Genomic DNA, 25307 nt, shown 5'->3' with positions numbered 1-25307 from the left:
AGACCCGGACCCTTAGCTCAGTTGGTTAGAGCTATCGGCTCATAACCGATCGGTCGTAGGTTCGAGTCCTACAGGGTCCACCAGTTTGCTAAAAGATATACGGAGGAATACCCAAGTCCGGCTGAAGGGATCGGTCTTGAAAACCGACAGGGCGTGAAAGCGTCGCGGGGGTTCGAATCCCTCTTCCTCCGCCATATATATCAAAAAACATCGCGGGGTGGAGCAGTTGGTAGCTCGTCGGGCTCATAACCCGAAGGTCGCAGGTTCAAGTCCTGTCCCCGCAACCAAAAAGGTCCAGTGGTGTAGCGGTTAACATGCCTGCCTGTCACGCAGGAGATCGCGGGTTCGATTCCCGTCTGGACCGCCATTTAAGAAGGCTTGGTAGCTCAGTCGGTAGAGCAAAGGACTGAAAATCCTTGTGTCGGCGGTTCGATTCCGTCCCAAGCCACCATCAAGTGGAGGATTAGCTCAGCTGGGAGAGCATCTGCCTTACAAGCAGAGGGTCGGCGGTTCGAGCCCGTCATCCTCCACCATAAAAGTCCTGCTAGCTCAGTTGGTAGAGCATCTGACTTTTAATCAGAGGGTCAGAGGTTCGAGTCCTCTGCAGGACACCATTTTATGCGGGTGTGGCGGAATTGGCAGACGCGCTAGATTTAGGCTCTAGTACCTTTGGTGTGCAGGTTCAACTCCTGTCACCCGCACCATTTATTTAAATAAACTTAGGTAAGATTTTTATAAGTTTTATCTTTTTTTATTTTCAGAAAAAAATATACCATTGCATATTAAAGAAACCAGTTATATTTAAATAACTGGTTTTTTTATATTATTTTAGTAGATTAATAAGATCTATTTGACACACAATCTAAGACATCAATCGTTTTTCTTGTGTTTACGAGATAATGATTGATGTCTTTTTTATTTAGGATATAAACTAAGTGAATTATTAGAAGTTTATCTGTTGACTTTATATTGAAAGAAATATATAATAACAATATCGATAATGATTACTATATATGAGGAGGAAATAATTATGTCATTAATCAATACTGAAGTTAAAGAGTTTGCTGTTCAAGCATATCATAATGGAGATTTCAAAGAGGTTACTTTAGAATCAGTCAAAGGAAAATGGTCTGTATTCTTTTTCTATCCAGCAGACTTTACATTTGTTTGTCCAACTGAATTAGGAGATTTAGCTGATAACTATGCTAAATTCCAAGAAATTGGGTGTGAGTTATATTCTGTATCTACAGATACTCACTTCGTTCACAAAGCATGGGCAGATGCTTCTGAAACAATCGCAAAAATTCAATATCCAATGTTAGCTGATCCAACTGGTAAGTTAACTCGTGATTTTGAAGTGATGATTGAAGAAGAAGGTTTAGCATTACGCGGAACATTCATTGTAAATCCAGAAGGAAAAATTAAAGCATATGAAATCCATGATAATGGAATTGGACGTAATGCTGAAGAGTTATTACGTAAGGTACAAGCTGCACAATTCGTTGCTGAGCATGGAGATCAAGTATGCCCAGCTAAGTGGCAACCAGGTGCTGAAACATTAACACCAAGCTTAGACTTAGTAGGTAAATTATAAGATAACTGATAAAAAAGAGAAGGTATTCTTCTCTTTTTTTATTTGCTTTTTAATAATAAATAATTGTGTTAACTGATGCTAATTAACTAATAACCTATCATATACAGATATGGAATTCAGTTTTTCTGTAAATTCTCAAGTTAGAAGATGTAGGATAATACTAAGATTTTAGAAGTAAATAATAGGATGTATTTATTTAATTAGACAATTTACATACAATAATAAAGTTATCATCATAGTGCTTAATAAATTTTATAGTTAGTATGGTATCTATTACTTGTGATACTCTTATTTTAATAGGAAATTATTTCTTATCAGTCAATGTATATATTTTTCCAAAATTATGTGTACTTCAATTGGATTTTCATGACAAGTAATTAAAAATCTTGTTATAATGTTAAGGTATAAAAAGTAAAGTTGACGTTGGAGGAATTTGTATATGAAACGTTTTGATATGTATGTTATCATAGCTGTAGTTGTCATCACTGGTCTTTTATTTACAACCTTCGCTTTACAGTCAAAAGATCATCCTGAAGTTGTTATTTCTTTAAAGGGAGAAGAATATGCTCGTGTTCCATTAGATGGGAAGGAACATGTGTATGAAGTTGCGACTGAACTAGGTTATAATAAGATTATTGTTGATCATAGTGGGGTTCGTATTGAGGAAGCGGACTGTCCAGATCATGACTGTATCGCCATTGGGACATTAAATCGTGTGGGGCAAAGTGTTATTTGTGCTCCTCATTATTTAGTGATTGAAATTGTAGGTAGTAATCAAGCGGAATTAGACGGCATGGCTATTTAATTGATTGATTAAGTTTATTTCATAAAAAAGTTAAATTGAAGAGGGTGGTGGAGACTTATGTCAGAGATGATTCGATTAGAAAATGTTACATTTGGTTATGAAGAAAATCAATCTGTCTTAAAAGACTATAGTTTATCGATTAAATCAGGCGAGTTTGTGACTATTTTAGGGCATAATGGTTCTGGGAAGTCAACGTTATCTAAGTTACTCGTTGGATTAGTAGAAGCTCAAGGTGGAAGCATCATTGTGGATAATCAGTTATTAACTGAGGATACTGTTTTTGATATTCGACAAAAAATCGGGATTGTCTTTCAAAATCCTGATAATCAGTTTGTTGGAAGTACAGTGCGAGATGATATTGCATTTGGACTAGAAAATAAGTGTGTCGATTATGATGAGATGAATCGTTTAGTCGAAGAATATGCACAGAAGGTAGGAATGACACGCTTTTTAGATCGAGAACCTCACCGTTTAAGTGGTGGAGAAAAACAGCGTGTAGCTATTGCCGGAGTATTAGCACTTGGTGCAAAGATTATCATTTTAGATGAAGCAACAGCGATGCTTGATCCACAAGGTCGACAAGATATCATGGAATTAATTCATGAGTTAGCTAAAGATAAGGATAAAACGATTATTATGATTACCCATCATTTAGACGAAGCGGTTCAAAGTGATCGTATTATTGTTATGAATGCGGGTGAGATTATTTTAGAAGGAACACCCAAAGAAGTTTTTGCACAAAAAGAGCAATTAGAATCGGTGAAATTAGATGTTCCTTTTGCAGTCAAGGCATCTTATGATTTAAAGAAAAAAGGAATTTTAAGTGATATTTGTACAAGTGATGAGGAGTTGATGAGTGAGTTATGCAAATTAAGTTTGAATCGGTAAATCATATTTATAATGCGAATACTCCAATGGAACAACGCGCACTGTATGATATTAACTTTGATATTGAAGCTGGGCAATTTTTAGCTATTGTTGGTCATACAGGTTCCGGGAAATCAACACTAATTCAACATATGAATGGCTTATTAAAGCCAAGTAGTGGATGTATTTGTATTGGTGAGAAAGTTATTAAATCAGATGAAAAAAATAAAGGTCTGAAAGAAGTTCGCCAGTACGTCGGTTTAGTTTTTCAGTTTCCTGAGTATCAGTTATTCGAAGAAACCGTTGAAAAAGATATTATGTTTGGACCAATGAATTATGGCGTATCAGAAGAAGAGTCTCGTCAGCGAGCACATGATGTCATAAGGTTAGTCGGATTAGATGAGGAAGTTTTACAGAAATCTCCGTTTAATTTAAGTGGTGGACAGATGCGCCGCGTCGCGATTGCAGGAATTTTAGCAATGAATCCGGATGTCTTAGTTTTAGATGAACCAACCGCCGGATTAGATCCACAAGGTCAACATGAAATGATGGAAATGTTTAAAACTTTACATCAAGAATATGGAAAAACCATTGTTTTAGTCACACATGACATGAATTTAGTTGCCGAGTATGCACAAGAAATGATAGTTATGCATCGTGGAGTCATGAAGTTAAAAGGAACCCCACAACAGGTGTTTAAAGAGGTTAATATCCTAAACGAATGTGGAATTACACTTCCAATTGCGGCTCAAAATTATTACGAGTTGGCGAAAAGATGTAATCTATCGCTAAGTGATTTACCGTTAACAACCGATGAATTTGTCAGTCAAATTGAATCATTAATAGGGAGGGAATAAGAGGTGAATGGAATTGTTATTGGTCAGTATTTACCTGGACAATCGTTTTGGCATCGACTAGATCCTCGTGCTAAGATTTTAGCAACCTCACTATTTGTTGTTTCAAGTTTTATGATTAATAGTTGGTTGTTTATGGGATTACTTGTTGTTGCAGAGCTAGTCGCTATGAGATTAACTAAAATCCCATTAGATTACTTCATGAGAAGTTTAAAACCAGTTTTTTTCTTTGTTATTTTAACGTTCTTTTTACAAGTCATTTTTAATAGACAAGGTGAAGTTATTTTTTATTTAGGTCCAATTGGAATTTATGATCAAGGATTAAATCTAGGTTTTTTTATGAGTATCCGTTTAGTCATCATTGTATTAATCTCAACTCTTCTAACGTTGACAACGAAACCATCTGATTTAACGTTAGCTTTAGAATCATTATTTAATCCATTTAAGAAGATAGGATTACCAGTCTCTGAGCTTGCCCTGATGATTTCAATTGCACTTCGATTTGTGCCGACCTTATTTGAAGAGACGCAAAAGATTTTAAAGGCGCAAGCGTCACGTGGTGTAGATATTAGTGAAGGAAAGTTTAAAGATAAGATCATGCAGTTAATTTCATTGCTTGTTCCGTTGTTCATCTTATCGTTTAAACGTGCGGATGAGCTTGCCAATGCAATGGAAGTCCGAGGTTATGTCCCGGGACGAGCGAGAACGAGCATTAACCGTTTATGTTGGAAATTATCAGATACTTTTTTAGTTTTAGTCTGTGGATCTCTTTTAGTGGGAGCAATTATTTTTTAAGGTGGCGAATTATGAAAAGAATTATGTGTAGGGTGGCGTATGACGGAACGTTATTTAACGGTTATCAACGTCAACCAGGTCAACGTACAGTTCAAGGTGAGATTGAAGCAGCATTAGAGAAGATTTGTAAAGTACCAATTACTATTCATAGTTCAGGACGTACAGATACAGGCGTTCATGCGTATGGACAAGTGTTTCATTTTGATAGTGACAATAAAATGGATGGAACACGTTATGTAAGAGCACTTAATTCAATGTTACCAGAAGATATATATGTGCTTGATAGCCAAGAAGTTCATCCAGAATTTCATTCACGCTATCATGGTAAGATTAAAGAATACCGCTATAAGTTATCATTAAATACGTACAATCCGATGAAAAGAAATTATGTGTATTATCATCGTCGCCCACTTAATGTGGAAAAGATGCAAGAAGCGATGACTTATTTATTAGGAACGCATGATTTTACTTCTTTTTGTGGAAACTTAGATGAAATCAATAAAGAACGTACTATTTACCAAGCCAAGTTACTTGATGAAGAAGGTGAGTTAACCTTTGTTTTTGTTGGAAATGGATTTTTACGCTACATGATTCGAATCATGGTTGGAACGTTAATTCAAGTCGGTGAAGGTCGAAAACAGCCAGAGGATATAAAAAAGATACTAGAAATGAAGGATCGTCGAGCAGCGGGACATACTGCAAAACCACAAGGGCTTTATTTACAACGTGTCGAATATCCTGATAGCGTCTTACAACCGTTGATAGATATTGAAGAGTAGCTTAGAGATTTGTCAGTTGCTGTCTTTTAAGAACTTAGATAAAGAAAAATGAAAATATAATTATAAGGTCTTTGTTTGTTTATCAAAGAGTTTGTGTTATAATTTATAGTAGATAGGGTGATTAAGGGGAGCAACGAGTTATTTGTTGAATTATACAGGAGGCAAATATGGCACTAAAATTCATAAATAAATTATTTAGTCGGCAAGATCAACCGACGCAGAGCATGATTCAACCTAATGACGCTTTAAATCTTGAAAATCTTTCAAAATATACTCAAGTCATTACAAATAAAGAAACTTCAGGGTATAAAGGGTTAAAGCGTGCGTTTGATGATAAATTACCAGTTGAAATTACAGTACAAGATGAAAATGGTGAATCGAATGTTGTATCAGGAACTATTTCTCACTATGATGAGCATTATGAACAACTTTTAGTGATTACAGATTCAAGCTTAAAACGTGTAGTATTTAGTCAAATTATTGATGTTAAAATCGAAGAAGAAACAGTAGAAGAATAGTTTTTGAATAGAGTAGTAAAAAGGCCATCTAACAATGGCTTTTTTTGTTTCAAAAGTAAAGAGTGTAGATATAAATGTTATTGATCTTTTAGTGTAAATCTTAGTTCATGACTGCATAAATAATAAAAAATAGTGCTTAGCTAAAAGTTTTCCACAGATAATAAAATGATCACTCAAGTGATGAAACGATATTTTATATTTTTCATCAATTATATATATAAGTCCAGATAAGTTTTTCATATCGGAAAACTTTTAGCTGGACTATAGTCTGCCTCAGTATTAAAGTAATTGCTTAACTAAGACTGATATACAATGATAAAATACATTTCTGTTTCTACATAGACCATCACGCCTGGAGGGCACCACAATAAACGAAAATAAACGGTGCATTGAATGTTATTTTTAGAATCGTCCACAATACGTTGTACAATCAAGGACGATGTTTCTTGGATCGAATAGACCGATATATAGACTGTCCTGACAACTTCTCTTTGAACCACATTTTGTCCCTGAGGACGCATAGTAGAATAACAATCATGAAGTTGATATTGTACGTCAATTATATTCAAAGGAGAATTTAAACGATGGATGTTGTTTACCAAACGTGTTGTGGGATTGATGTGCACAAGATGAAATGGGTGGCTTGTTTGTGTAAAGGCCATAAGCAAGAAATCAAGGAGTTTAGTGCCAAAACAAAAGATATCAAAGCGATGGTTGATTGGCTTGAAGGAAACAAATGTGAAATGGTTGCGATGGAGTCGACTTCTGTTTATTGGAAACCTCTTGTCAATATTTTTGAAATGCGCGGATTAAAGTATATGGTTGTTAATGCCAAAGACTTTAAAGCTGTTCCTGGCCGAAAGACAGATGTATTGGATAGTGCTTGGTTAGCTGATTTACTCCGTCACGGTTTACTTAAATCAAGTTTTATCCCAAGTCGTGAACAACGCGAATTAAGAGAAGCGACACGTTATCGGAAGGCAATAACTGAAGAAAGAGCCCGCGCCCTTAACAGGCTTCAAAAAATGTTAGAAGGTGCCAATATTAAAATCAGTTCGATTCTTTCAACGATAACAGGTAAAACAACCATGAATCTATTAGATTATGTTTTAAACAATGATGAAATGATGGATGAAAAAACAGCTGAAACCTTAATAATCAGTCGGATATCAGCTTCTGTTAAAGAGGTGACAGAGGCGATGGAAGGAATAATAACCCCTTTTCAAAAAACGATGATGAAACAAGTTCTCACACATCTTCGCGAATGATCCGAAAGAATTGAAGAGATGGACATCATCATTGATACGTATATGGCAGAGTATTGGGAAGCCATTAAGAAACTTGAACAAATTCCTGGCATCGGAAAGAAGAGTGCAGAAATTATTTTAGCTGAAATTGGATTGGATATGAATCAGTTTCCCAGTGCAGGACATCTCGCTTCATGGGCAGGTGTAGCTCCTGGAAATAATGAAAGTGCGGGCAAAAGAAAAAGCGGGAAAACCCGTAAAGGAAACAAGATACTGAAATCGACACTCGCTCAAGTTGCGAAATCAGCCTCTAAAAATAAAAATAGCTTTTTTCATGCCCAATATCAACGAATCGCTGTCAAAAGAGGAAAAAATAGAGCCACCTTAGCGGTCGCTCATTCTATTTTAATAGCCATCTATCATATGTCGAAAGATGGCCAGGAATTTATTGATTTAGGATCCGACTACTACCATCAATTTAATACCGAGAAAAAAATTAACTCATACCTGAAAAAGTTAGCTGCTTTAGGATATAGAGTTGATGAACATTCAACGGTAAAGTGAGTCGGATAATTTATTATCGTAAAAAATAAGGAATTTAAAACAGCTAAAGACAAACAAATATTGTCGAAGGTCGCCTTTCTTTTGACGGTATTTTATGATAAGATTCGAGGCCTACAAGGGAGGTCTTTTCAAAGCTGCCTTCGTGGAGGGAGTTTGTATTTATTTTCATAGTAGAATGAAGAAATTCATAAAACTTCTTTTTAAACCATAAGTAGGTGAAGACAATTTACTTTAAAATAGAAGTTATTTGTGAGATAATGTTGTTTGATATTTGATTTTTTAATGAAGGAGTTAGGACGATGAGTGGAGGACTATTTATTACATTAGAAGGCGGAGAAGGAGCCGGTAAAACGACAATCGCAAACGAGGTGATAAAGAAGTTACAAACACTCGGAATCGAGACACTTTATACCCGTGAACCAGGTGGGATTAAAATTGCCGAGAAAATTCGTGAAGTCATTTTAGATCGTGATCATACGGAGATGGACGGTCGTACCGAAGCCTTACTTTACGCTGCTGCCCGTCGTCAACATTTAGTTGAGAAGGTAAAGCCAGCAATGGATGAAGGTCGTGTCGTGTTATGCGATCGCTTTGTGGATAGTTCAATTGTCTATCAGGGCTATGCTCGTGGAATTGGAATGGATGAAGTACGAGAGATTAATCAATTTGCAATTGAAGGATTTATGCCAGATTTAACAATTTTTTTCGATATTAAACCAGAGTTAGGATTAGCTCGTATTGCAGCTAATAAATCTCGTGAAGTTAATCGTTTAGATTTAGAAGGATTAGCTTTTCATGAGTCAGTTTATGAAGGTTATAAAATACAAGCGGTACATCATCCAAATCGCATTGTAACAGTCGATGCAACCCAATCAATTGAAGAATTATCTGAAACCATTTGTTCACTTATTTTAGCTAAGTTAAAAAAATAATGAGTGAGGATTTGAAAGGAGGTGACGTGCGTGCGCGGATGGGAGCAAATTAAGACAAGACAATCTGAAGTTGTCCGATTTTTAGTGAATAGTTATCGTAAAAACCGTTTAGTTCATGCATACATCTTAGAAGGGGCTAAAGGTGTTGGAAAGTTGTCGGTGGCTAAGAATTTTGCTAAAATGTTATTATGCGAATCTGAGGATAAAATTTGTGGAACTTGTCGTAGTTGCCAAATGATTGATCAAGAAGGACATGTTAATGTCTATGTGATTCGTAAAGAAGGAAATAATATTAAAAAGGAACAGATTCAAACGTTGCAATCTGAGTTTTCAAAGATGGCAGCGGAAGACTCTGCTAAGATTTATATCATTGAAGATGCTGATAAGATGTCGGTGAGTGCAGCCAATAGTTTATTAAAGTTTTTAGAGGAGCCGATGAAAAATACATACGCTCTTTTATTAACAGAAAATAAGCAAATGTTACTACCAACTATTCGTTCACGTGCAGTCGTCCTTTCTTTTAAATCGTTATCTCAAGAAGAATTAATTAACCAATATGTTGAAGCAGGAATTCATCAATATGCTTCGATTGTAGCAGCATTAACACAAAATTTAGAGGAAGGAATACTGCTTGCTCAATCAAAACGTTTGGCATCATTAGTTGATTTGGTTTTAAAAACGGAAGATTGTTTTGTTAAGACAAAGCTTGATCCTTCCATTTTACTGATGCAATATCAAGAGTTATTTAAGGAAAAAGAGTCTCAGTTTTTATATTTAAAATTATTGATGATTTATTATGAGGATGTACTCAAGTTGAAGCTAGGTCAGACGGATCAACTTGCTTTTAGAGTTTATTCGTCTTCACTTTCAGCAAGTGAGCAATGTAATACAATGACGTCATGTTTAAATAAGTTACGCGCGATGCTAGAGGCAGAGAAGCGCCTGATAGCTAATGCAAATTTAATGCTTTGTTTCGATCAGTTATTTTTACAGATGAGAGGAGGAATTTAAGTATGCAGTATGAAGTAGTAGGGGTTCAGTTCAAACACGTTGGAAAGAAATACTTTTTTGATCCAAGTGGATTTGAACTTAAAGTTGGCGATTATGTTTTAGTTGAGACCATTCGTGGGATGGAGTTTGGGACGGTTGTCATTGCTCCTAAACTAGTAGGTGAAGAGAATGTGTTCTTGCCATTAAAACCGGTGATGCGAATCGCGACGGAAGAGGATGTACAAAAGCATCGTCAAAATAAAGAGGATGAAGCTCATGCCATGGAGGTTTGTGAGCAATTGATTGTTAAAAATAAATTAGACATGCAATTACTTGGATGTGAATATACGTTTGATCGTACGAAATTAATTTTTTATTTTACGGCAGAAGAGCGTGTCGATTTCAGACAATTAGTTAAAGATTTAGCGTATACCTTCCGTCTTCGTATCGAGCTTCGTCAAATTGGGGTTCGAGATGCGGCTAAGATGATTGGTGGATTAGGGCCATGTGGTCGTGTGTTATGCTGTACGTCATTTTTAGGCGAGTTTGCGACGGTGACAATTAAAATGGCTAAAAATCAGCAACTATCATTAAATCCTTCAAAAATTTCAGGGATTTGTGGAAAACTATTATGCTGTTTGAAATATGAAAATGAAACGTACGTTGAGTTAATGAAACGATTACCTGATGTAGGAAATCGTGTTTTAACTGAAGTAGGTGAGGGACGTGTTCGTTCAATTAATATGATTTCTGAAACGTTAATGGTTGAGTATAAAGATACGATTCGTAAACATGAAGCCTCAGAAATTCTTAAAATTATTGATCGCAAAGTTAAAAAGGAAGACATCCCAATTGATCCAGAATTAAAACAACTTATTGACTAAATGATTTAGTGAACGACTCTATACATTTAAATATTAAAATGTCCTTCATCATGATGAAGGACATTGTCTTAGGAAGATTCTATTATTGGATGGTGCTTGATTTGTTAGAAAAAGAAAAGTTTTTAAAAGAAAATGAAGTTTTAAATGATTTACTCGGTTATGATGGATTAAAAATTATTCAAAATCCAGAAATGTTTAATTTCTCATTAGACTCGACTTTACTAGGTGACTATGCGACGTTAAATAAAAATGCTAAGTCAATCGTTGATTTATGCACAGGAAATGCGCCCGTTCCTTTATTTTTATCACTTCGTAGTGAAAAAGCTCAAATCATAGGGGTTGAAATTCAAGATAAGTCGTATGATTTAGCGACTCGTAATGTTGCTGTGAATAACCTTGAAGATCGTATTACGATTGTACAAGGAGACTTAAAAGGAATTCATGAAAAAATCGGAAAATTCGCTCATGATGTGGTAACATGTAATCCACCGTATTTTAAAGTGAATCCAGATAGCAATTTAAATAAAAATGATTATTTAACGATTGCGCGTCATGAAGTATTAGCGACCCTTGATGATGTGGTAAAAGAGGCATCGTTACTATTAAAACAAGGTGGTCGTTTTACGATGGTTCACCGACCTGATCGTTTAGTTGATATTATAGAAACTTTTAGAAAATATAAAATTGAGCCTAAACGTATGCGACTTGTTTATCCACGAATTAATCGTGAAGCCAATGTTCTTTTAATTGAAGGAATTAAAGGTGGTAATCCTGGTAATCTTCGTGTTGAAAATCCGCTGTTTGTTTATGAAAACGAAAAGAGCTTAAATTATAGTGAAGAAATTTTAGAGTTATTTATGCTTGGTAAAAAAGAGGAATAGCAAAAGGCGTTGAATGAGATTCAGCGCTTTTTTCATAGTGGTTAGGCGGTGGATAAGTTAAAAGATTAGTTATAAAGACTTAAATCGATGGACAGACTAGTTTTAGGTGATTCAGATGAAGAAGTCAATCGTAATTGTTGTACTAGCTATTTTAACGTTAGTTGTTTATTTTTCAAGTATTATTTATTCAACCTTTATCGATAGTGTTGCCATTGCTACTGGAAGTTTAATTTATATTGGATTATCAATTGTTTCAATTTTGCTATGGCTGATTATTTTTATTTACTCCAATTCCAAAAATAAATTACCTTGGCTTTTTATTATTGCACTGTTTCCTGTTGTTGGACTCATTTTATACATGATGATTGGAAATGGATTTAGAGAAACATTTCGTTATCGCCGTCGGATGAAGCAGTTAGGTCCTAATTATCAAGTCCCTGTTCATCATTATGATCATTATGAAGTTAAAACTGAACTGATTTCTGAGTCTAGACGATTAGTTAAATTGAATCAAACGACTTGTCAAAACGATGTCACTTTTAAAACGAAAACACGTATTTTAACGAATGGAGAACAAAAATTTCCCGCTTTAATTGAAGCTATCCAAAATGCAGAAGAATTTATTTTATTAGAATATTATATTTTCCATAGCGATGAGATGGGAATGAGAATTATTGATGCTTTAATTGAACGGTCTCAAGCTGGAGTAGAGGTTAGAGTTTTAATCGATGCGATGGGATCAAATAAACGGATGGCAAAAGCGGCTATTTCAAAAATGAAACAAGCAGGTATTATATTTGCTGAATTCGATAAAGTTTGGATTCCGTTTTTATCAAATAAAATTAATCACCGAAATCATCGAAAAATTGTTATTGTGGATGGAAAAGTCGGCATTACAGGTGGTATCAACATTGGAGATGAATATATTCATCGTTCCGTGAAGTTTGGATTTTGGCGAGATACGTCTATTTTGTTACAAGGAGAAGGAGTTCATGATTTAGCTGTCTTATTTGCGAGCGATTGGTTTTTTGCAACAGGTGAACAATTAAGCCATCCTAAATACTATCAAACGATAAAATGTGAAGAAGATGGCGGTGTTCAAATCATTCAGGCAGGACCTGAATCAAGTATTGCTCCGATTAAACAATCAATTTTTCGTATGATCATGGATGCTACTCACAGTATTTACATTATTACTCCTTATTTAATTCCCGATTTTGATATGATTGTTGCTTTAAGAAATGCGGCTCTTTCAGGAATTGACGTTAGAATCATTGTTCCAGGACGTCCGGATAAAAAATTTGTTTATCATGCTACCCAGTCTTATTTTGAACAGTTATTAGCGGTTGGTGTTCGAATTTACACTTATGATGGTGTTTTTTGTCACTCTAAAGTGATAATGATTGATGAACAGATTGCAACGATTGGAACGACGAACATGGATATTCGAAGTTTTTATTTGAATTTTGAAGTCAACGTGATGCTTTATCAAACAACATCCGTTCAACAATTACTTGATGATTTTAATTTAGATTTTTCACGATCAACTGAAGTTCAATATGATGATTGGAAAAACCGATCACTCATGACGCGTTTTGTTCAGTCATTTGCTCAATTATTTTCAGCGATTATGTAGAGAGGATGGTGAATTGATGATTGCAAATACACATCGACTAGTAGGGGAGTTTCTTTATACTCAGCTATCACCCTTTTATCAACAATTCATCCACAAAAAACATTTTGTTTATGGAAATGTGAAACCTGACATTGCTAAAGAGTACCGACAAATGAGTCATTATCATCGCGATAATGCGGAACTCATCTTTCAGATGCTCGATCAGTTACTGACGAAGGAGACGACAAAAGAACAGTTTTCTGAAAATTTAGGAGTTTTGATTCATTTTTTTTGTGACTACACGTGTATTTATCATGCGAATGATTACTTACACGAAAATCATTCTATTATGAAACACATGAAGTATGAGATGATGTTGCATCGTTATGCAGCTAAAAAAATTCAACAGTTAAACCTCATTGGGATCATTCCATTTAAAAGTGTTCATGAAATTAAAGATTATGTGAGTGACTTAACGTTTCGTCTGAATCAAGTTCCTTTAACGAGAAGTGTGGCACAAGACTTTGATGAAATGATGCTACTATCTCATTCTGTCTTAAAGTACATTCTAAATCAGTGTGAATTTGATCAATTACTAATAAGTCATCACAAACGCTGACCGTAAAATCTGTTATAATAGAGGGTATCAATAGTAGATGGAGTGACAAAAATGCAAATTCAAAAAAGTTTTAAGCAAGATTTAGCGTGTTTATATTTAGTGGCAACCCCCATTGGAAATTTAGGTGATATGACACCACGTTGTATAGAAGTTTTAAAATCAGTTGATTTAATTGCAGCAGAAGATACAAGACATACGAAAAAGTTATGTCATGTTTTTGAAATTGAAACGCCGTTAACAAGTTATCATGAGCATAACAAAGAATCAAAAGGTGACTACATTATTGAATTATTAAGCGAAGGTAAAAATATTGCATTAGTGAGTGATGCAGGATTACCATGTATTTCAGATCCAGGATATGAAGTCGTTGCAGCAGCCATTGAAGCGGGATATGCTGTGATTCCAGTTCCCGGTGCAAATGCTGCTTTATCAGCGTTAATTGCTTCTGGATTAGTGCCGCAACCATTCTTATTTTATGGATTTTTAAATCGTGTGAAGTCTAAGAAGAAAAAAGAATTAGAAGATTTAAAATATCAACCTTTTACAACGATCTATTATGAGTCTCCACACCGCATTAAAGAGACATTACAGGCAATGCTTGAGGTATTAGGAAATCGTCGTCTTGTCATTGCACGTGAATTGACGAAACAATATGAAGAGTTTGTTCGCGGAACGATTGAAGAAGTATTAGAGATGGTGGATGAGTTACGTGGAGAAATGGTTGTGATTGTTGAAGGATCCACTGAAAAGAAAGAAGATACTTTATGGTGGGAAAATCTTGATGTGATTGAGCATGTGGAACACTATGTTGAGGAAGGTTATAGTACTAATGAAAGTATTAAACGTGTCGCAAAAGAGCGTAAGATACCTAAAAATGAAGTTTACCGTGCGTATCATGTGAATTAAAAGGCGAAAAGAGGTTTGAGAGTATGCAAGAGTATTATCGTGATACATGGGCAGAAATTGATTTAGATGCCATTGAACATAATGTCAAACAAATTAAGGCGTTACATCCAACGAAAGAAATTTTCGCTGTGGTGAAGGCTAATGGCTATGGACATGGTGATGTAGAAGTTTCTAAAGTTGCCATTGAAGCGGGAGTTAGTTGTTTAGCAGTAAGTGGACTTGAAGAAGCCTTATGTCTTCGCAAGTCTGACATTGATGTTCCTATTTTAGTTTTAGGAATGACGCGTCTTTGCGATGTATCACTTGCTGCAAAATATGATATTTCATTAACAGCTCATGACGAAATGTGGATTAAAGAATTGGTTTCATTACCTCTTGAAAAATCGGTAAAAGTGCATTTAAAGATCGATAGTGGGATGCATCGTTTGGGTTTAATGAATGAAGAGCAAATCCAAACAAATTTTGCATTGTTAAAGTCAGCCCCAATGGTAAACTTAGAAGGAATATTTACTCACATGGCAACAGCTGATTGTGATAAAGATTACTTATCACATCAAATCAAGACGTTTAAACGTTTAATTGCTAAGCTAGATTTAAGTGAAGTGAAGTATATTCATTTAGAAAATACAGCAACCTTACTTCAAAAAGAGTTCGATTTTGATCATGGGATCCGTTTAGGACTTGGATTATATGGAATCAATCCAGATGCTAAATTTATTCCAATTGATTTTGAATTAAAACCAGCCTTAAAATTACTGTCTAATTTAGTACAAGTGAAACAAATTAAAAAAGGTGACAAAGTAGGATATGGAGCGACTTATACAGCACAAGAAGATGAATGGATTGGTGTTGTTCCCATAGGTTATGCTGATGGATGGACTCGTTCTCATCAAGGGCGACATGTGATTGTAGAAGGTCATGAATGTGAGATTATTGGCCGTGTTTGCATGGATCAAATGATGATTCGTTTGCCAAAATCATTTCCAATGGGGACAAAAGTCACACTAATTGGGGATAAGATGCCGGTTGAACGTGTGGCTGAAGAAATTGGAACGATTAGCTATGAAATTTTATGCCTCATTAGTGACCGCGTTCCACGCGTTTACAAAAGAGGTGGAAAAACAACCAACATCAAAAAAATGAGATTTGAGTAGGGGGACCCCTACGCTATGTGGCTGCTCCAAAGGAGCAGATCATAGCAATCCTCAACGGGTAGGGCAAGGACCCCTACGCTATGTGGCTGCTCCAAAGGAGCAGATCATAGCTATCCTCAACAGGTAGGGCAAGGACCCCTACGCTATGTGACTGCTCCAAAGAGTGATTGCATAGCAATCTTAACAAGTAGGATTAATGTTTTAATTATTTTATTTTTAGTTGGAGATAATGGAGGAGTGAGAAGGTGTTTTTACAGGGGATTTTGTTAGTATTAGTAGGGACGTTTATGATCGTTAAACCGGATTGGTTTTGGTTAATAACAGAGTCATGGAAATCGTCTCATTCATCTGAACCTTCTTTAGTGTATCGGTGGTCCACTAAATTAGGAGGAATGATCTTTTTGATTATCGGTATTAGTGGTATCATTGGATCTTTTGTACAGTAATAAATTCTTTACATAAAAATAGTGAATAAGTCTTTTAAGAGGGTCTTAATTTTAAGATCCTCTTTTTTGTTGTGGATAAGATGATAAAAATTCATAGAAATAACGCTAGTTTAGTTTTATTTCATAGAATCATTTCGTATATTGTAAAGAAAACGTTTTTTGTAGAGGGGGCTTAATGAGATGAAAAGTTCCGTAAGAGCGGTAATTGTTGAAGATGGTAAACTACTTTGTATCAAATTAGCTGATTGTTTAGATGAAGGACGAAATCATTATTATTTATTACCAGGTGGAGAAGTTAAAACGATAGAAAATATGTTTGATGCCCTCAGACGTCATTGTTTAGATACATTAAATCTAAAGATTAAAGTTCATGATCTATTGTTTGTGAGAGATTATAAATCTTATCAACAAAGTGGTGATGAGTCATATTTGATTCGGGAGATAGAACATATATTTTTATGTCATGTTGTTGAGAACCCAGACAATCTCATTCGTCCACAGTTAGATTGTCATCAAATTGGAGTAGAATGGATTCCTATTCGAAACTTAATGGATTATTCATTTTATCCCAAACAGCTGAGTGATGCGCTGTGGTCATTTTGCCTTGGAGATGATGTGGATATTTATTTAAGAGAATAATAAAAAACACCGATTTCTCGGTGTTTTTTATTGAAGTGATAGACGTTTATAAACTTGTGGGAGATTTTCAAGTGTAGCACTAATTTTATAGAATTCTTCATTTTTATGGATGGTCGCCGTCAGTAAGTCATCTTTAAACTGATAGGACTCAATTTCAAATCCACATAACCGAATATCATATAATAAAATACTAAGTGGATAGTTTTTTAAATCATTTTTATCCGTATAGTAAACATAAGGTTGATTAACAATTAATCGTTCAGTGCGTTTAAGATAGTTGAGTCTATGAATTGTGGTCAATCTTCGTTGGGCGATATATTTATTAGGATAAAAAAGTGTAGCTGCAATATCGCTACTGATCGGTAAGTGTGCTAAACAATATTCAATTAAAGTCATATCTCGCTTAGTCAATTGACCTTTCACCTGTTTCATTAGTCGTTCCCCCTTAGCAAATACTTTAGCAAAGCTTCAATGTCGAAGCATCGAAAAATAAGAAATTCGTATGTATACCTTAATGGATAGTCAAATTTATACATATAATTTTTGTCTAATAAAAAAGAAGCCTGTTGATTTGACGAATATTTGGATCCTTTGAAATAAGCAGGAGATGATCATTGGAAAAATAATTTAAATTCATTTTGACTCCTAGCTTTTTTTCATGTCTAAAGGTGTCTGAAATATGCTATAATAAATTCATTATGAATTTGAATGAGGTGAATTTGAGTGACTAAGCCAACGTTTTATATTACAACTCCAATTTACTATCCAAGTGGGAAATTCCACATCGGGACAGCTTATACAACAGTAGCGTCTGATGCGATGGCTCGTTATAAACGTGCTCGTGGTTTCGATGTTCGTTTCTTAACTGGGATGGATGAGCATGGACAAAAGATTCAAGAAAAAGCCCAAGAAGCTGGAAAAGACCCACAAGCTTATGTGGATGAAATTGCCGATGCAGCGAAAAAGTTATGGGCGATGATGGATATTACAAATGATGATTTCATTCGTACAACTGAAAAACGTCATGAAGAAATGGTTGAAAAAATCTTCGCTAAATTTATGGAAAACGGAGATATTTATAAAGGGCATTATGAGGGATTATATTGTACACCTTGTGAGTCATACTACACAGAAACCCAATTAGTAGATGGAAAATGTCCAGATTGTGGACGTGATGTGAAAGTCGTAAAAGAAGAATCTTATTTCTTTAACATGAAAAAATACGCGGATCGTTTAATGGAATATTATAATGCGAATCCTGAGTTTATCTTACCAGAATCACGTAAAAATGAGATGGTCAATAACTTCATCAAACCAGGATTAGAAGACTTATCAGTTTCTCGTACAACATTTGACTGGGGAGTTAAAGTACCAGGAGATCCTAAGCATGTCATTTATGTTTGGGTAGATGCCTTATCTAACTACATTACTTCATTAGGATATGGATCAGATAATGAAGAGTTATTTAATAAATACTGGCCAGCTGACGTACATGTCGTTGGTAAAGATATCGTTCGTTTCCATACGATCTATTGGCCAATTTTCTTAATGGCATTAGACTTACCATTACCTAAGAAAATTTTTGCTCATGGATTTATCATGATGAAAGATGGAAAAATGTCTAAATCAAAAGGAAATGTTGTTTATCCAGAAATGTTAATTGAACGTTATGGACTTGACGCGGTGCGTTACTTCTTATTACGTGAATTACCATTTGGACAAGATGGAGTCTTCTCACCAGAATCATTCGTTGAGCGTGTAAACTTCGATTTAGCTAACGACTTAGGAAACTTATTAAACCGTACCGTTTCGATGATCAACAAATACTTTGGTGGAGTCATTCCAGCTTACGCAGGTCAAGTGACTGAATTTGATCAAACGTTAGAAGATTTCATTAAAATGACAGTTGAAAAAGTTGAGAAAAACTTTGAAGAGATGCAATTTAGTATTGTTTTATCTGATATTTGGGCATTAGTAGCTCGTACAAACAAATACATCGATGAAACAGCTCCTTGGGTATTAGCAAAAGATGAAGCAAACAAAGATCAATTAGCGTCAGTTATGAACCATTTAGCAGAAAGCTTACGTCAAATTGCGATTATGATTGAGCCGTTCATGCCTCGTACAACGCCACAAATCTTTGCTCAATTAGGAATTGAAAATGAAGCATCTAAAGTATGGGATAGCTTAACGAAATTTGATACATTAGCAGAAAAAACAAAAGTGGTTGAAAAAGGAACACCTATTTTCCCACGTCTGGAGGTAGAAGTAGAAGTGGAATACATTAAAGATCAAATGTCACAATCAGTTAAACCAACGACTGAAGAACCTAAAAAAGAAGAAAAAATCGAAGAAGTTGAAACAACACCATTAATCGGAATCGATGATTTCATGAAAGTAGAAATCAAAGTTGGTCAAATCAAAGAATGTAAACAACACCCAAAAGCAGACCGCTTATTAGTTTCTCAAATCGATTTAGGTTCAGAAGTTCGTCAAATCGTTTCTGGAATCGCAGAACACTATCAACCTGAACAATTAGTTGGACGTAAAGTATTAGTCGTAACAAACTTAAAACCAGTAAAATTACGTGGTGAGTTATCAGAAGGGATGGTTTTAGCTGCATCTAACGATGGAGTATTAACATTACCTACAATCATTGATGAATTACCAAACGGATCAAAAGTAAAATAATAAAAAATCTGTGCCTTTGCACAGATTTTTTTGTTCATAGGAGCATGTTTCAATAGAAATCTAGATGTTAATCTCAATTAATCACAACTTCATTTCTTGTAAAACAGGATAATATTCATAAATAATAGAATCGTGTGATTACAGGGATTATAGGATATCTTAGATGTTGAATAACTTATCTCATCTTAAAGAGAAAATTTTTACAGATTTAAGAAATTTTAAATAGAGAGTTAATGATAGAGTTAAATTATCTTTATAAAATAAGGAAGTGCTTTTTATTCGACAAAATTATTAGTTATTCGATATAATTCTAGATATTTTGCAACAAGATATTTTTAATGAAAGGATGTGTTTGACATCAAAAAGTATTTCAACTTAGCTCTGCTTGGAATCACTGCACTTTTAAATATCAATCATCATTCGGTTCAGGCAGCGAATGCTTATTATAGCGAAACAAATGCTCCTGAATTTTATGGAACGACACAAATCACCTTAAAAGTAGGAGATTCACTAGATTTACAGGAAGCTAAATATCGAATTTATGCGAGAGATTTTGAAGATGGGGATTTAACTCAACACATTCAAGTGAAATCTGAGAATGTGGATGAAACAACGGCTGGAACGTATGCTGTCGTTTATACGGTCACGGATTCACATCAGAATACGACAGAAATCACAGTACCTGTCATTGTCTCGGATGATTCAAACGTGAATCCTAGTATTCAACGCACACTTTATGATTTACCCTCGGTTTGGAATATGAGTTTAGTTGGGACTCATCGAGCGAACTCAGGGGATCGTCAACACTTAGGCGTGTTCTTACCCCAAGGTTCCAATGTAAAAGTGAAAATGATTAGTGGAGATTTAAATATTCAGCTCCAAGGGTTAAATAATGATGCGGATACCGAACAATCCACTCAACTAAATAAAGATAAAACCGAACAACTTGTGACAGCTAATCATGATATTGTCTTATTTGCCCGTACAGCCGTGGGAGAAAACATTGAAAAACAGATCATTGAAATTGAATTTGTTGACCCGGCTGTTAAGTCGGTTCAGTATTATCATGATGGGGATGATGAAGCTAACTTTATGTCGGAGTGGGAAAAAGACAGTGGAAACTATGCGGTCATTGAAAATGAAGTGATTACGGTTTTAGTGCCGTATGCAGATCGAACGAAAATTACGGCTCCTACTTACTTTGGAAATGCGTTTAATACGTTAGATGAATTTTTATATTACTGGCAGGAAGCGGTTGATTTCTTTGATGAGTGCTTAGGGTTAGAGTTTAATCCAGAAGAAGCGATTGACCAAAACGTTCGAAGTCGATATACGATTAAGGCAGATAAAGATAGTGCCGGAGCGGCTTACTATTCCATCAGTCATGTGGCGATTAACTCGGCTAGCGTGGCATCGTTTTTCCAAAGAAACTGGGGAGGATTACATGAGATTGCCCACGGTTACCAAGGATCGCTCGGTTCAAACGGTATGGCATTAGGAGAAGTCTCAAACAATATTTTAGGTTGGTTTTTTCAGTATTACAGTTTAAATACCGATCGATTCTCTCAAAATTATGATTTTTATGGGAACTTAGGTGGAGTCGGAATGCTTGACCAAACGGAGCATAAGTATAATTTGAATCGATTATCAGGAGAAACGTTTTCCCAATTGGATGTGTATTATCGACTCTATGCCTTGTTAAATCTTTTAGAAAGTTTTGATTCGTATCACACGTATGCCAACATTAATCAATGGTATCGACGTTATGTTAATGACAAGGGAGCCATTAAAAATCAAGACGCTTATACGTTAGCGATTGCCGAAAATTATGGGTATAACGTCGTGCCTTACTTTGAGGCTTGGGGAGTGGACATCTCGGATCAAACGAAATCGACCTTAGATGTTGGAAACTATCAGTATGTCAGTATTTTAAGTGACTTAGTGAGTGAAGCGATGGCAACAGAAATTAAGATAAAAGAAAATCTTCATGGTGAATTTGCCTTAGTTTCAAATGAATTGTTGAGTAAATACGGCTTAAAAGGATCGCTAGACTTAACGATTCAGATTCAAAATTTAGATGATGTTATCGGAAAATATATCTACTTAATGGATGGAGAAACATCAGTTGCTAAAGTGAAGATAACAAGTGAAACAGTGGTGTTCGATGACCTTCCAGTGGGAACCTACACGCTTCAAATGCCAATTCCAAATGGGGATTATGTCTATGATCCGCAATATGTCATCATTAAAGAAGGACAAAATGAAGCGACATTTGATTATCGAAGTACGGATACGAGTCAACAAGAGACGTGCATGTGGTTAGGAATTAAAGGTATTTATAATACCTATGGGTTTAAAATGGAGTTAAATTCAACAAATGAAGCAACCATCACACTGGGTGGGGCTGATTTAGGAAATCGAAATGCCTCGTGGGCCAATCGTCCGGATGAGGTTTATACAAGCATTAAGATTTTAGATCCTCAAGGACAAGAAGTCTATTATAAAGAAGCGAAAGGAAATAATTATTTAAGTTTAACGACAGTGACAGAAAAACTCACCGTTGATTCAAACTATGTCGTCGAGATTTATCATGATAATCCTCAAAATTATGTGAAGGTCTTTAGTCAGGTAACGGGCAATGAAATTGAAAATTACCGTACCACGGAAAAAAACACGCGTTATGTCATTAAAAATTGTGGATTTGTGAAAGAAAACATGACCGATGAAGAATTTGATCAAATTAATTATGAGGTTCTGGCCTCTCAGTTAAAAGAAATGATTGATGACTATCAACGTCACGTCTCTGAAGCGGAACTACAAAATAAAAAAATCAATAGCGCTAAAAAAAGTCAAATTCTTGCCGCGATTAATCAGTTAAGGGATGAAGATAAAGCGCCTTATTTAGACTTATATCACCAAATCAAAACAGGAGGAATTCCCGTTTTACAAGCTGAGGAGTCGTATACCTTTAAAGTTGGAGATGTAATCGATCTATATGATTTAGTTTCAGCAACGGATAACGAAGATGGCGAGATTTCACTGGATCAAGAAAACACGATCATTGAAACAAAACTTGATCCTAACGTACCAGGAACGTATCGAGTCAAGTACACGGTATTAGACTCTGATCAAAACAAAGCTGAAAAAGAAATTACAGTGACTATCGTCCAACCCGTAGAACCCGAACAGCCAGTGGAACCCGAGCAACCCGTAGAACCCGAACAGCCAGTGGAACCCGAACAGCCAGTGGATCCAGAACAGCCAGTGGAACCGGAACAACCGGTAGAACCGGAACAACCGGTAGAACCCGAACAACCAGTGGAACCCGAACAACCCGTAGAACCCGAACAACCAGTGGAACCGGAACAACCGGTAGAACCCGAACAACCCGAACAACCAGAACAATCAAATGAGCTAGATGATCCAGAACATGTCATTCACCAACCGGAAACTGGCTTTTCAGGATTATTAGGATTGTTTGGCTTTATTGGGATATTAACAGGTGTTTTATGTATTAAGAAAAAGAAGAATTAACAGCTAATAATAAGTTCTAACACCCTTTTTTCTCAACTTAATTTATATTTTTAGATAGTATGTGAAAGATCATTTAGTATAAAAAGATTAGTCTTCACCAAGTAGTCATCTACTGGTTGGGGATTAATCTTTTTTAGTTTAATGAATATAATGATTGTAAAAATTAAGATAAAATAATCTTAATTTTCTTAATAATTTTTTACATTTTTAATTTTTACATTCGTTTTCATAGTATGAGGTCTTCTTTCGTTTCATAGGATTTATTAAACTTCAAAAAGTGAGTATGATAGTTTTTGTCATAATAATGAAGTTATTTTATTAAAAAGGGGGGATTATCATGAAGAAATATGCAAAATTCTTGATGATTTTTGTGTTTTCTGTCATGACCTTGACGGCTTGTTCAGGCAATTCTGACTCAAGTGATGGAAAGTTCTTAAAAGTAGCAAAAGATGTGGAAATATCTTCAATGGATCATCATGTCGCATCAGATGGATTATCATTTGAGGTCATTGCGGCAACGATTGAAGGACTGTATACGTTAGATGCAGATGGAAATGCAGTTCCTGCACTTGCAAAGAGTCATGAAGAGTCAGAAGATGGATTGACTCATACATTTGTTTTAAGAGAAGATGCGAACTGGAATAATGGTGAGCCTGTCACAGCAGCTGATTTTGTGTATGCCTGGCGTCGCTTAGTAAATCCAGAGACAGCGAGTGAATATGGATTTATTGCAGATGTTGCTGGAATTACAAATGCAGCAGCTGTTAATGCTGGGGAGTTGCCTCTTGAAGAGTTAGGTGTAAAAGCAATAGATGACAAAACGTTAGAGGTATCATTAGAGTTACCAGTTCCATACTTCTTACAATTGATGGCTTTTCCATCATTCTATCCATTAAACGAAGCGTTCGTGACAGAAAAAGGTGCGGATTATGCCCAAAGTCCTGAAGGATTATTAGCGAATGGGCCTTTCAAAATGACAGAATGGACGCAAGGTCATAGCTTCAAAGTAGAGAAAAATGAGACTTACTATGATAAAGATAAGGTAGAGCTTGCTGGAATCGAATATAAAATCATGAAAGATTCCCAAACAGCAGCACTTGAGTTTGAATCAGGAAATTTAGATGTTGTTCGTTTAGCTGGAGAAATTGTTGACTTATATAAAACAAACGAAGCTTTCACGTTAATTCATGAAGGGTACTTATGGTATATGTCTCCAAACCAAGAGGTTGAGGAATTAAGTAATGTTAACTTACGTAAAGCATTAGGACATGGAATTAATAAAGAACAGTTAACACAAGCTGTCTTAAATGATGGTTCAACTGTTGCGGACTTTATTGTTCCGGTTAGTTTAGCAACAGGACCAGATGGAAAAGACTTCCGTGAAACAGCTGGGACTTATTTAGAGTATGATGTGAAAAAAGCACAAGAGTACTGGGAAAAAGTAAAATCTGAATTAGGTGTGGATAGTTTAACTTTTGAATTATTATTTGAAGATACGGATTCAATTAAAAAATGTGCCGAGTTCATTCAATCAGAATTACAAACCAACTTACCAGGTTTAACAATTGAGTTAAAATCACAACCGAAAAAACAACGTGTTGAATTAATGCGTACGGGGGCTTATGAACTTGGATTAACACGATGGGGACCAGATTATGCAGATCCAACGACTTATTTAGATATGTTTATCACAGGAAATGATAACAATATGCCTAATTATTCAAGTGAAGATTACGACACATTAATGGGACGTATCGATAAAGGGGATTTAGTCTATGATGTAGAAGCGCGTTGGGAAGCAATGAAAGAGGCAGAAGCCTTGTTAATTGGTGAAGATGCAGCAGTTGCTCCACTTTATCAACAAGGAAATACCTATTTAATTAATCCAAAAGTAAGTGGAATTGAAACACATTCAGTAGGAGTTCCATTCATTTATAAAAATGTAAAAATTTCGGAATAGAACAAAAACGAAGATATTACAGGGCCATTTACC

The 25307-nt window shown here is 35.4% G+C and carries 23 protein-coding genes and 8 tRNA genes; 30 read left to right on the top strand and 1 reads right to left on the bottom strand.

Translation table 11 applies throughout. From position 1 onward, the window contains the following. Nucleotides 1-6: 6 nt before the first annotated feature. From JRC48_RS08685 to JRC48_RS08560, 27 genes are all read left to right on the top strand, one after another. A tRNA-Ile gene (locus tag JRC48_RS08685) sits at nt 7-83 on the top strand. Nucleotides 84-101: 18 nt separating this feature from the next. Next, a tRNA-Ser gene (locus JRC48_RS08680) sits at nt 102-194 on the top strand. Nucleotides 195-211: 17 nt separating this feature from the next. Beyond that, nucleotides 212-287: transfer RNA gene (locus JRC48_RS08675), tRNA-Met, on the top strand. A 4-nt stretch (nt 288-291) separates the two neighbouring features. Continuing rightward, a tRNA-Asp gene (locus JRC48_RS08670) sits at nt 292-367 on the top strand. A gap of 8 nt (nt 368-375) precedes the next feature. Beyond that, nucleotides 376-451: transfer RNA gene (locus JRC48_RS08665), tRNA-Phe, on the top strand. A 6-nt stretch (nt 452-457) separates the two neighbouring features. Beyond that, nucleotides 458-533 (top strand) — tRNA-Val (locus JRC48_RS08660). 5 nt (nt 534-538) lie between these two features. After that, nucleotides 539-614 (top strand) — tRNA-Lys (locus JRC48_RS08655). A gap of 6 nt (nt 615-620) precedes the next feature. Continuing rightward, nucleotides 621-704: transfer RNA gene (locus JRC48_RS08650), tRNA-Leu, on the top strand. A gap of 326 nt (nt 705-1030) precedes the next feature. Further along, on the top strand, nt 1031-1594 hold the full coding sequence (gene ahpC, locus JRC48_RS08645) for an alkyl hydroperoxide reductase subunit C (RefSeq protein WP_235069196.1): 564 nt from the start codon (nt 1031-1033) through the stop codon (nt 1592-1594). A 439-nt stretch (nt 1595-2033) separates the two neighbouring features. Then, nucleotides 2034-2399, top strand: coding sequence for a NusG domain II-containing protein (locus tag JRC48_RS08640; RefSeq protein ID WP_235069195.1), 366 nt, complete (start codon nt 2034-2036; stop codon nt 2397-2399). A 57-nt stretch (nt 2400-2456) separates the two neighbouring features. Beyond that, nucleotides 2457-3287, top strand: a complete 831-nt coding sequence (locus tag JRC48_RS08635; RefSeq protein WP_235069194.1) for an energy-coupling factor transporter ATPase — start codon at nt 2457-2459, stop codon at nt 3285-3287. After that, the gene (locus tag JRC48_RS08630; RefSeq protein WP_235069193.1) at nt 3263-4123 is read left to right on the top strand and encodes an energy-coupling factor ABC transporter ATP-binding protein; all 861 of its coding nucleotides are present in this window, start codon (nt 3263-3265) and stop codon (nt 4121-4123) included. The genes JRC48_RS08635 and JRC48_RS08630 overlap by 25 nt, the downstream gene beginning before the upstream one ends. Nucleotides 4124-4126: 3 nt before the next feature. Beyond that, complete coding sequence (locus JRC48_RS08625; protein WP_235069192.1) at nt 4127-4915, top strand: energy-coupling factor transporter transmembrane protein EcfT; 789 nt, start codon at nt 4127-4129, stop codon at nt 4913-4915. A gap of 11 nt (nt 4916-4926) precedes the next feature. Then, the gene (gene truA / locus JRC48_RS08620; protein ID WP_235069191.1) at nt 4927-5694 is read left to right on the top strand and encodes a tRNA pseudouridine(38-40) synthase TruA; all 768 of its coding nucleotides are present in this window, start codon (nt 4927-4929) and stop codon (nt 5692-5694) included. Nucleotides 5695-5861: 167 nt separating this feature from the next. Then, nucleotides 5862-6212: a YolD-like family protein gene (locus JRC48_RS08615; protein ID WP_235069190.1), complete on the top strand. Its 351-nt coding sequence runs from the start codon at nt 5862-5864 to the stop codon at nt 6210-6212. Nucleotides 6213-6796: 584 nt separating this feature from the next. Further along, nucleotides 6797-7480 (top strand): IS110 family transposase, encoded by a 684-nt coding sequence (locus JRC48_RS08610; RefSeq protein WP_235069189.1) that lies wholly within the window; start codon nt 6797-6799, stop codon nt 7478-7480. A gap of 18 nt (nt 7481-7498) precedes the next feature. After that, nucleotides 7499-8023, top strand: coding sequence for a transposase (locus JRC48_RS08605; RefSeq protein WP_235069188.1), 525 nt, complete (start codon nt 7499-7501; stop codon nt 8021-8023). A gap of 299 nt (nt 8024-8322) precedes the next feature. Then, nucleotides 8323-8955, top strand: coding sequence for a dTMP kinase (gene tmk / locus JRC48_RS08600; protein ID WP_235069187.1), 633 nt, complete (start codon nt 8323-8325; stop codon nt 8953-8955). A gap of 30 nt (nt 8956-8985) precedes the next feature. Next, nucleotides 8986-9966 (top strand): DNA polymerase III subunit delta', encoded by a 981-nt coding sequence (holB, locus tag JRC48_RS08595; protein ID WP_235069186.1) that lies wholly within the window; start codon nt 8986-8988, stop codon nt 9964-9966. A 2-nt stretch (nt 9967-9968) separates the two neighbouring features. Further along, nucleotides 9969-10829, top strand: a complete 861-nt coding sequence (locus JRC48_RS08590; RefSeq protein ID WP_235069185.1) for a stage 0 sporulation family protein — start codon at nt 9969-9971, stop codon at nt 10827-10829. Between the two features lie 101 nt (nt 10830-10930). Next, nucleotides 10931-11710, top strand: coding sequence for a tRNA1(Val) (adenine(37)-N6)-methyltransferase (locus tag JRC48_RS08585; RefSeq protein ID WP_235069184.1), 780 nt, complete (start codon nt 10931-10933; stop codon nt 11708-11710). A 115-nt stretch (nt 11711-11825) separates the two neighbouring features. Continuing rightward, a complete protein-coding gene (cls, locus tag JRC48_RS08580) occupies nt 11826-13346 on the top strand; it encodes a cardiolipin synthase (RefSeq protein ID WP_235069183.1) in 1521 nt (506 codons plus the stop codon). Between the two features lie 16 nt (nt 13347-13362). After that, nucleotides 13363-13944 carry a zinc dependent phospholipase C family protein gene (locus JRC48_RS08575; RefSeq protein WP_235069182.1) on the top strand — a complete coding sequence of 194 codons (582 nt, stop codon included), beginning with the start codon at nt 13363-13365 and terminating at the stop codon, nt 13942-13944. Nucleotides 13945-13995: 51 nt separating this feature from the next. Next, nucleotides 13996-14850 (top strand): 16S rRNA (cytidine(1402)-2'-O)-methyltransferase, encoded by an 855-nt coding sequence (rsmI, locus tag JRC48_RS08570; protein WP_235069181.1) that lies wholly within the window; start codon nt 13996-13998, stop codon nt 14848-14850. A 23-nt stretch (nt 14851-14873) separates the two neighbouring features. Further along, entirely contained in the window at nt 14874-16004 is a 1131-nt protein-coding gene (gene alr / locus JRC48_RS08565; protein WP_235069180.1) for an alanine racemase, read from the top strand. A 287-nt stretch (nt 16005-16291) separates the two neighbouring features. Further along, nucleotides 16292-16450 (top strand): DUF6199 family natural product biosynthesis protein, encoded by a 159-nt coding sequence (locus tag JRC48_RS12780; protein ID WP_370630400.1) that lies wholly within the window; start codon nt 16292-16294, stop codon nt 16448-16450. Between the two features lie 180 nt (nt 16451-16630). After that, the gene (locus JRC48_RS08560; RefSeq protein ID WP_235069179.1) at nt 16631-17089 is read left to right on the top strand and encodes an NUDIX domain-containing protein; all 459 of its coding nucleotides are present in this window, start codon (nt 16631-16633) and stop codon (nt 17087-17089) included. Between the two features lie 27 nt (nt 17090-17116). On the opposite strand, the gene JRC48_RS08555 is transcribed toward JRC48_RS08560, so the two are convergent. Further along, nucleotides 17117-17521, bottom strand: a complete 405-nt coding sequence (locus JRC48_RS08555) for a hypothetical protein (RefSeq protein ID WP_235069178.1) — start codon at nt 17519-17521, stop codon at nt 17117-17119. Nucleotides 17522-17812: 291 nt separating this feature from the next. On the opposite strand from JRC48_RS08555, the gene metG reads away from it, so the two are divergent. The 3 genes from metG (at nt 17813) to JRC48_RS08540 (ending at nt 25274) form a co-directional block, all read left to right on the top strand. Then, complete coding sequence (gene metG, locus JRC48_RS08550) at nt 17813-19780, top strand: methionine--tRNA ligase (RefSeq protein ID WP_235069177.1); 1968 nt, start codon at nt 17813-17815, stop codon at nt 19778-19780. Nucleotides 19781-20128: 348 nt separating this feature from the next. Next, a complete protein-coding gene (locus tag JRC48_RS08545; RefSeq protein WP_235069176.1) occupies nt 20129-23314 on the top strand; it encodes a M60 family metallopeptidase in 3186 nt (1061 codons plus the stop codon). 337 nt (nt 23315-23651) lie between these two features. Continuing rightward, entirely contained in the window at nt 23652-25274 is a 1623-nt protein-coding gene (locus tag JRC48_RS08540; protein WP_235069175.1) for a peptide ABC transporter substrate-binding protein, read from the top strand. Nucleotides 25275-25307: the final 33 nt, after the last annotated feature.

It is taken from the genome of Turicibacter sp. TJ11, from assembly GCF_021497505.1.
Taxonomy (GTDB): domain Bacteria; phylum Bacillota_I; class Bacilli_A; order MOL361; family Turicibacteraceae; genus Turicibacter.
This window is presented reverse-complemented; position numbering and strand designations above follow the sequence as displayed.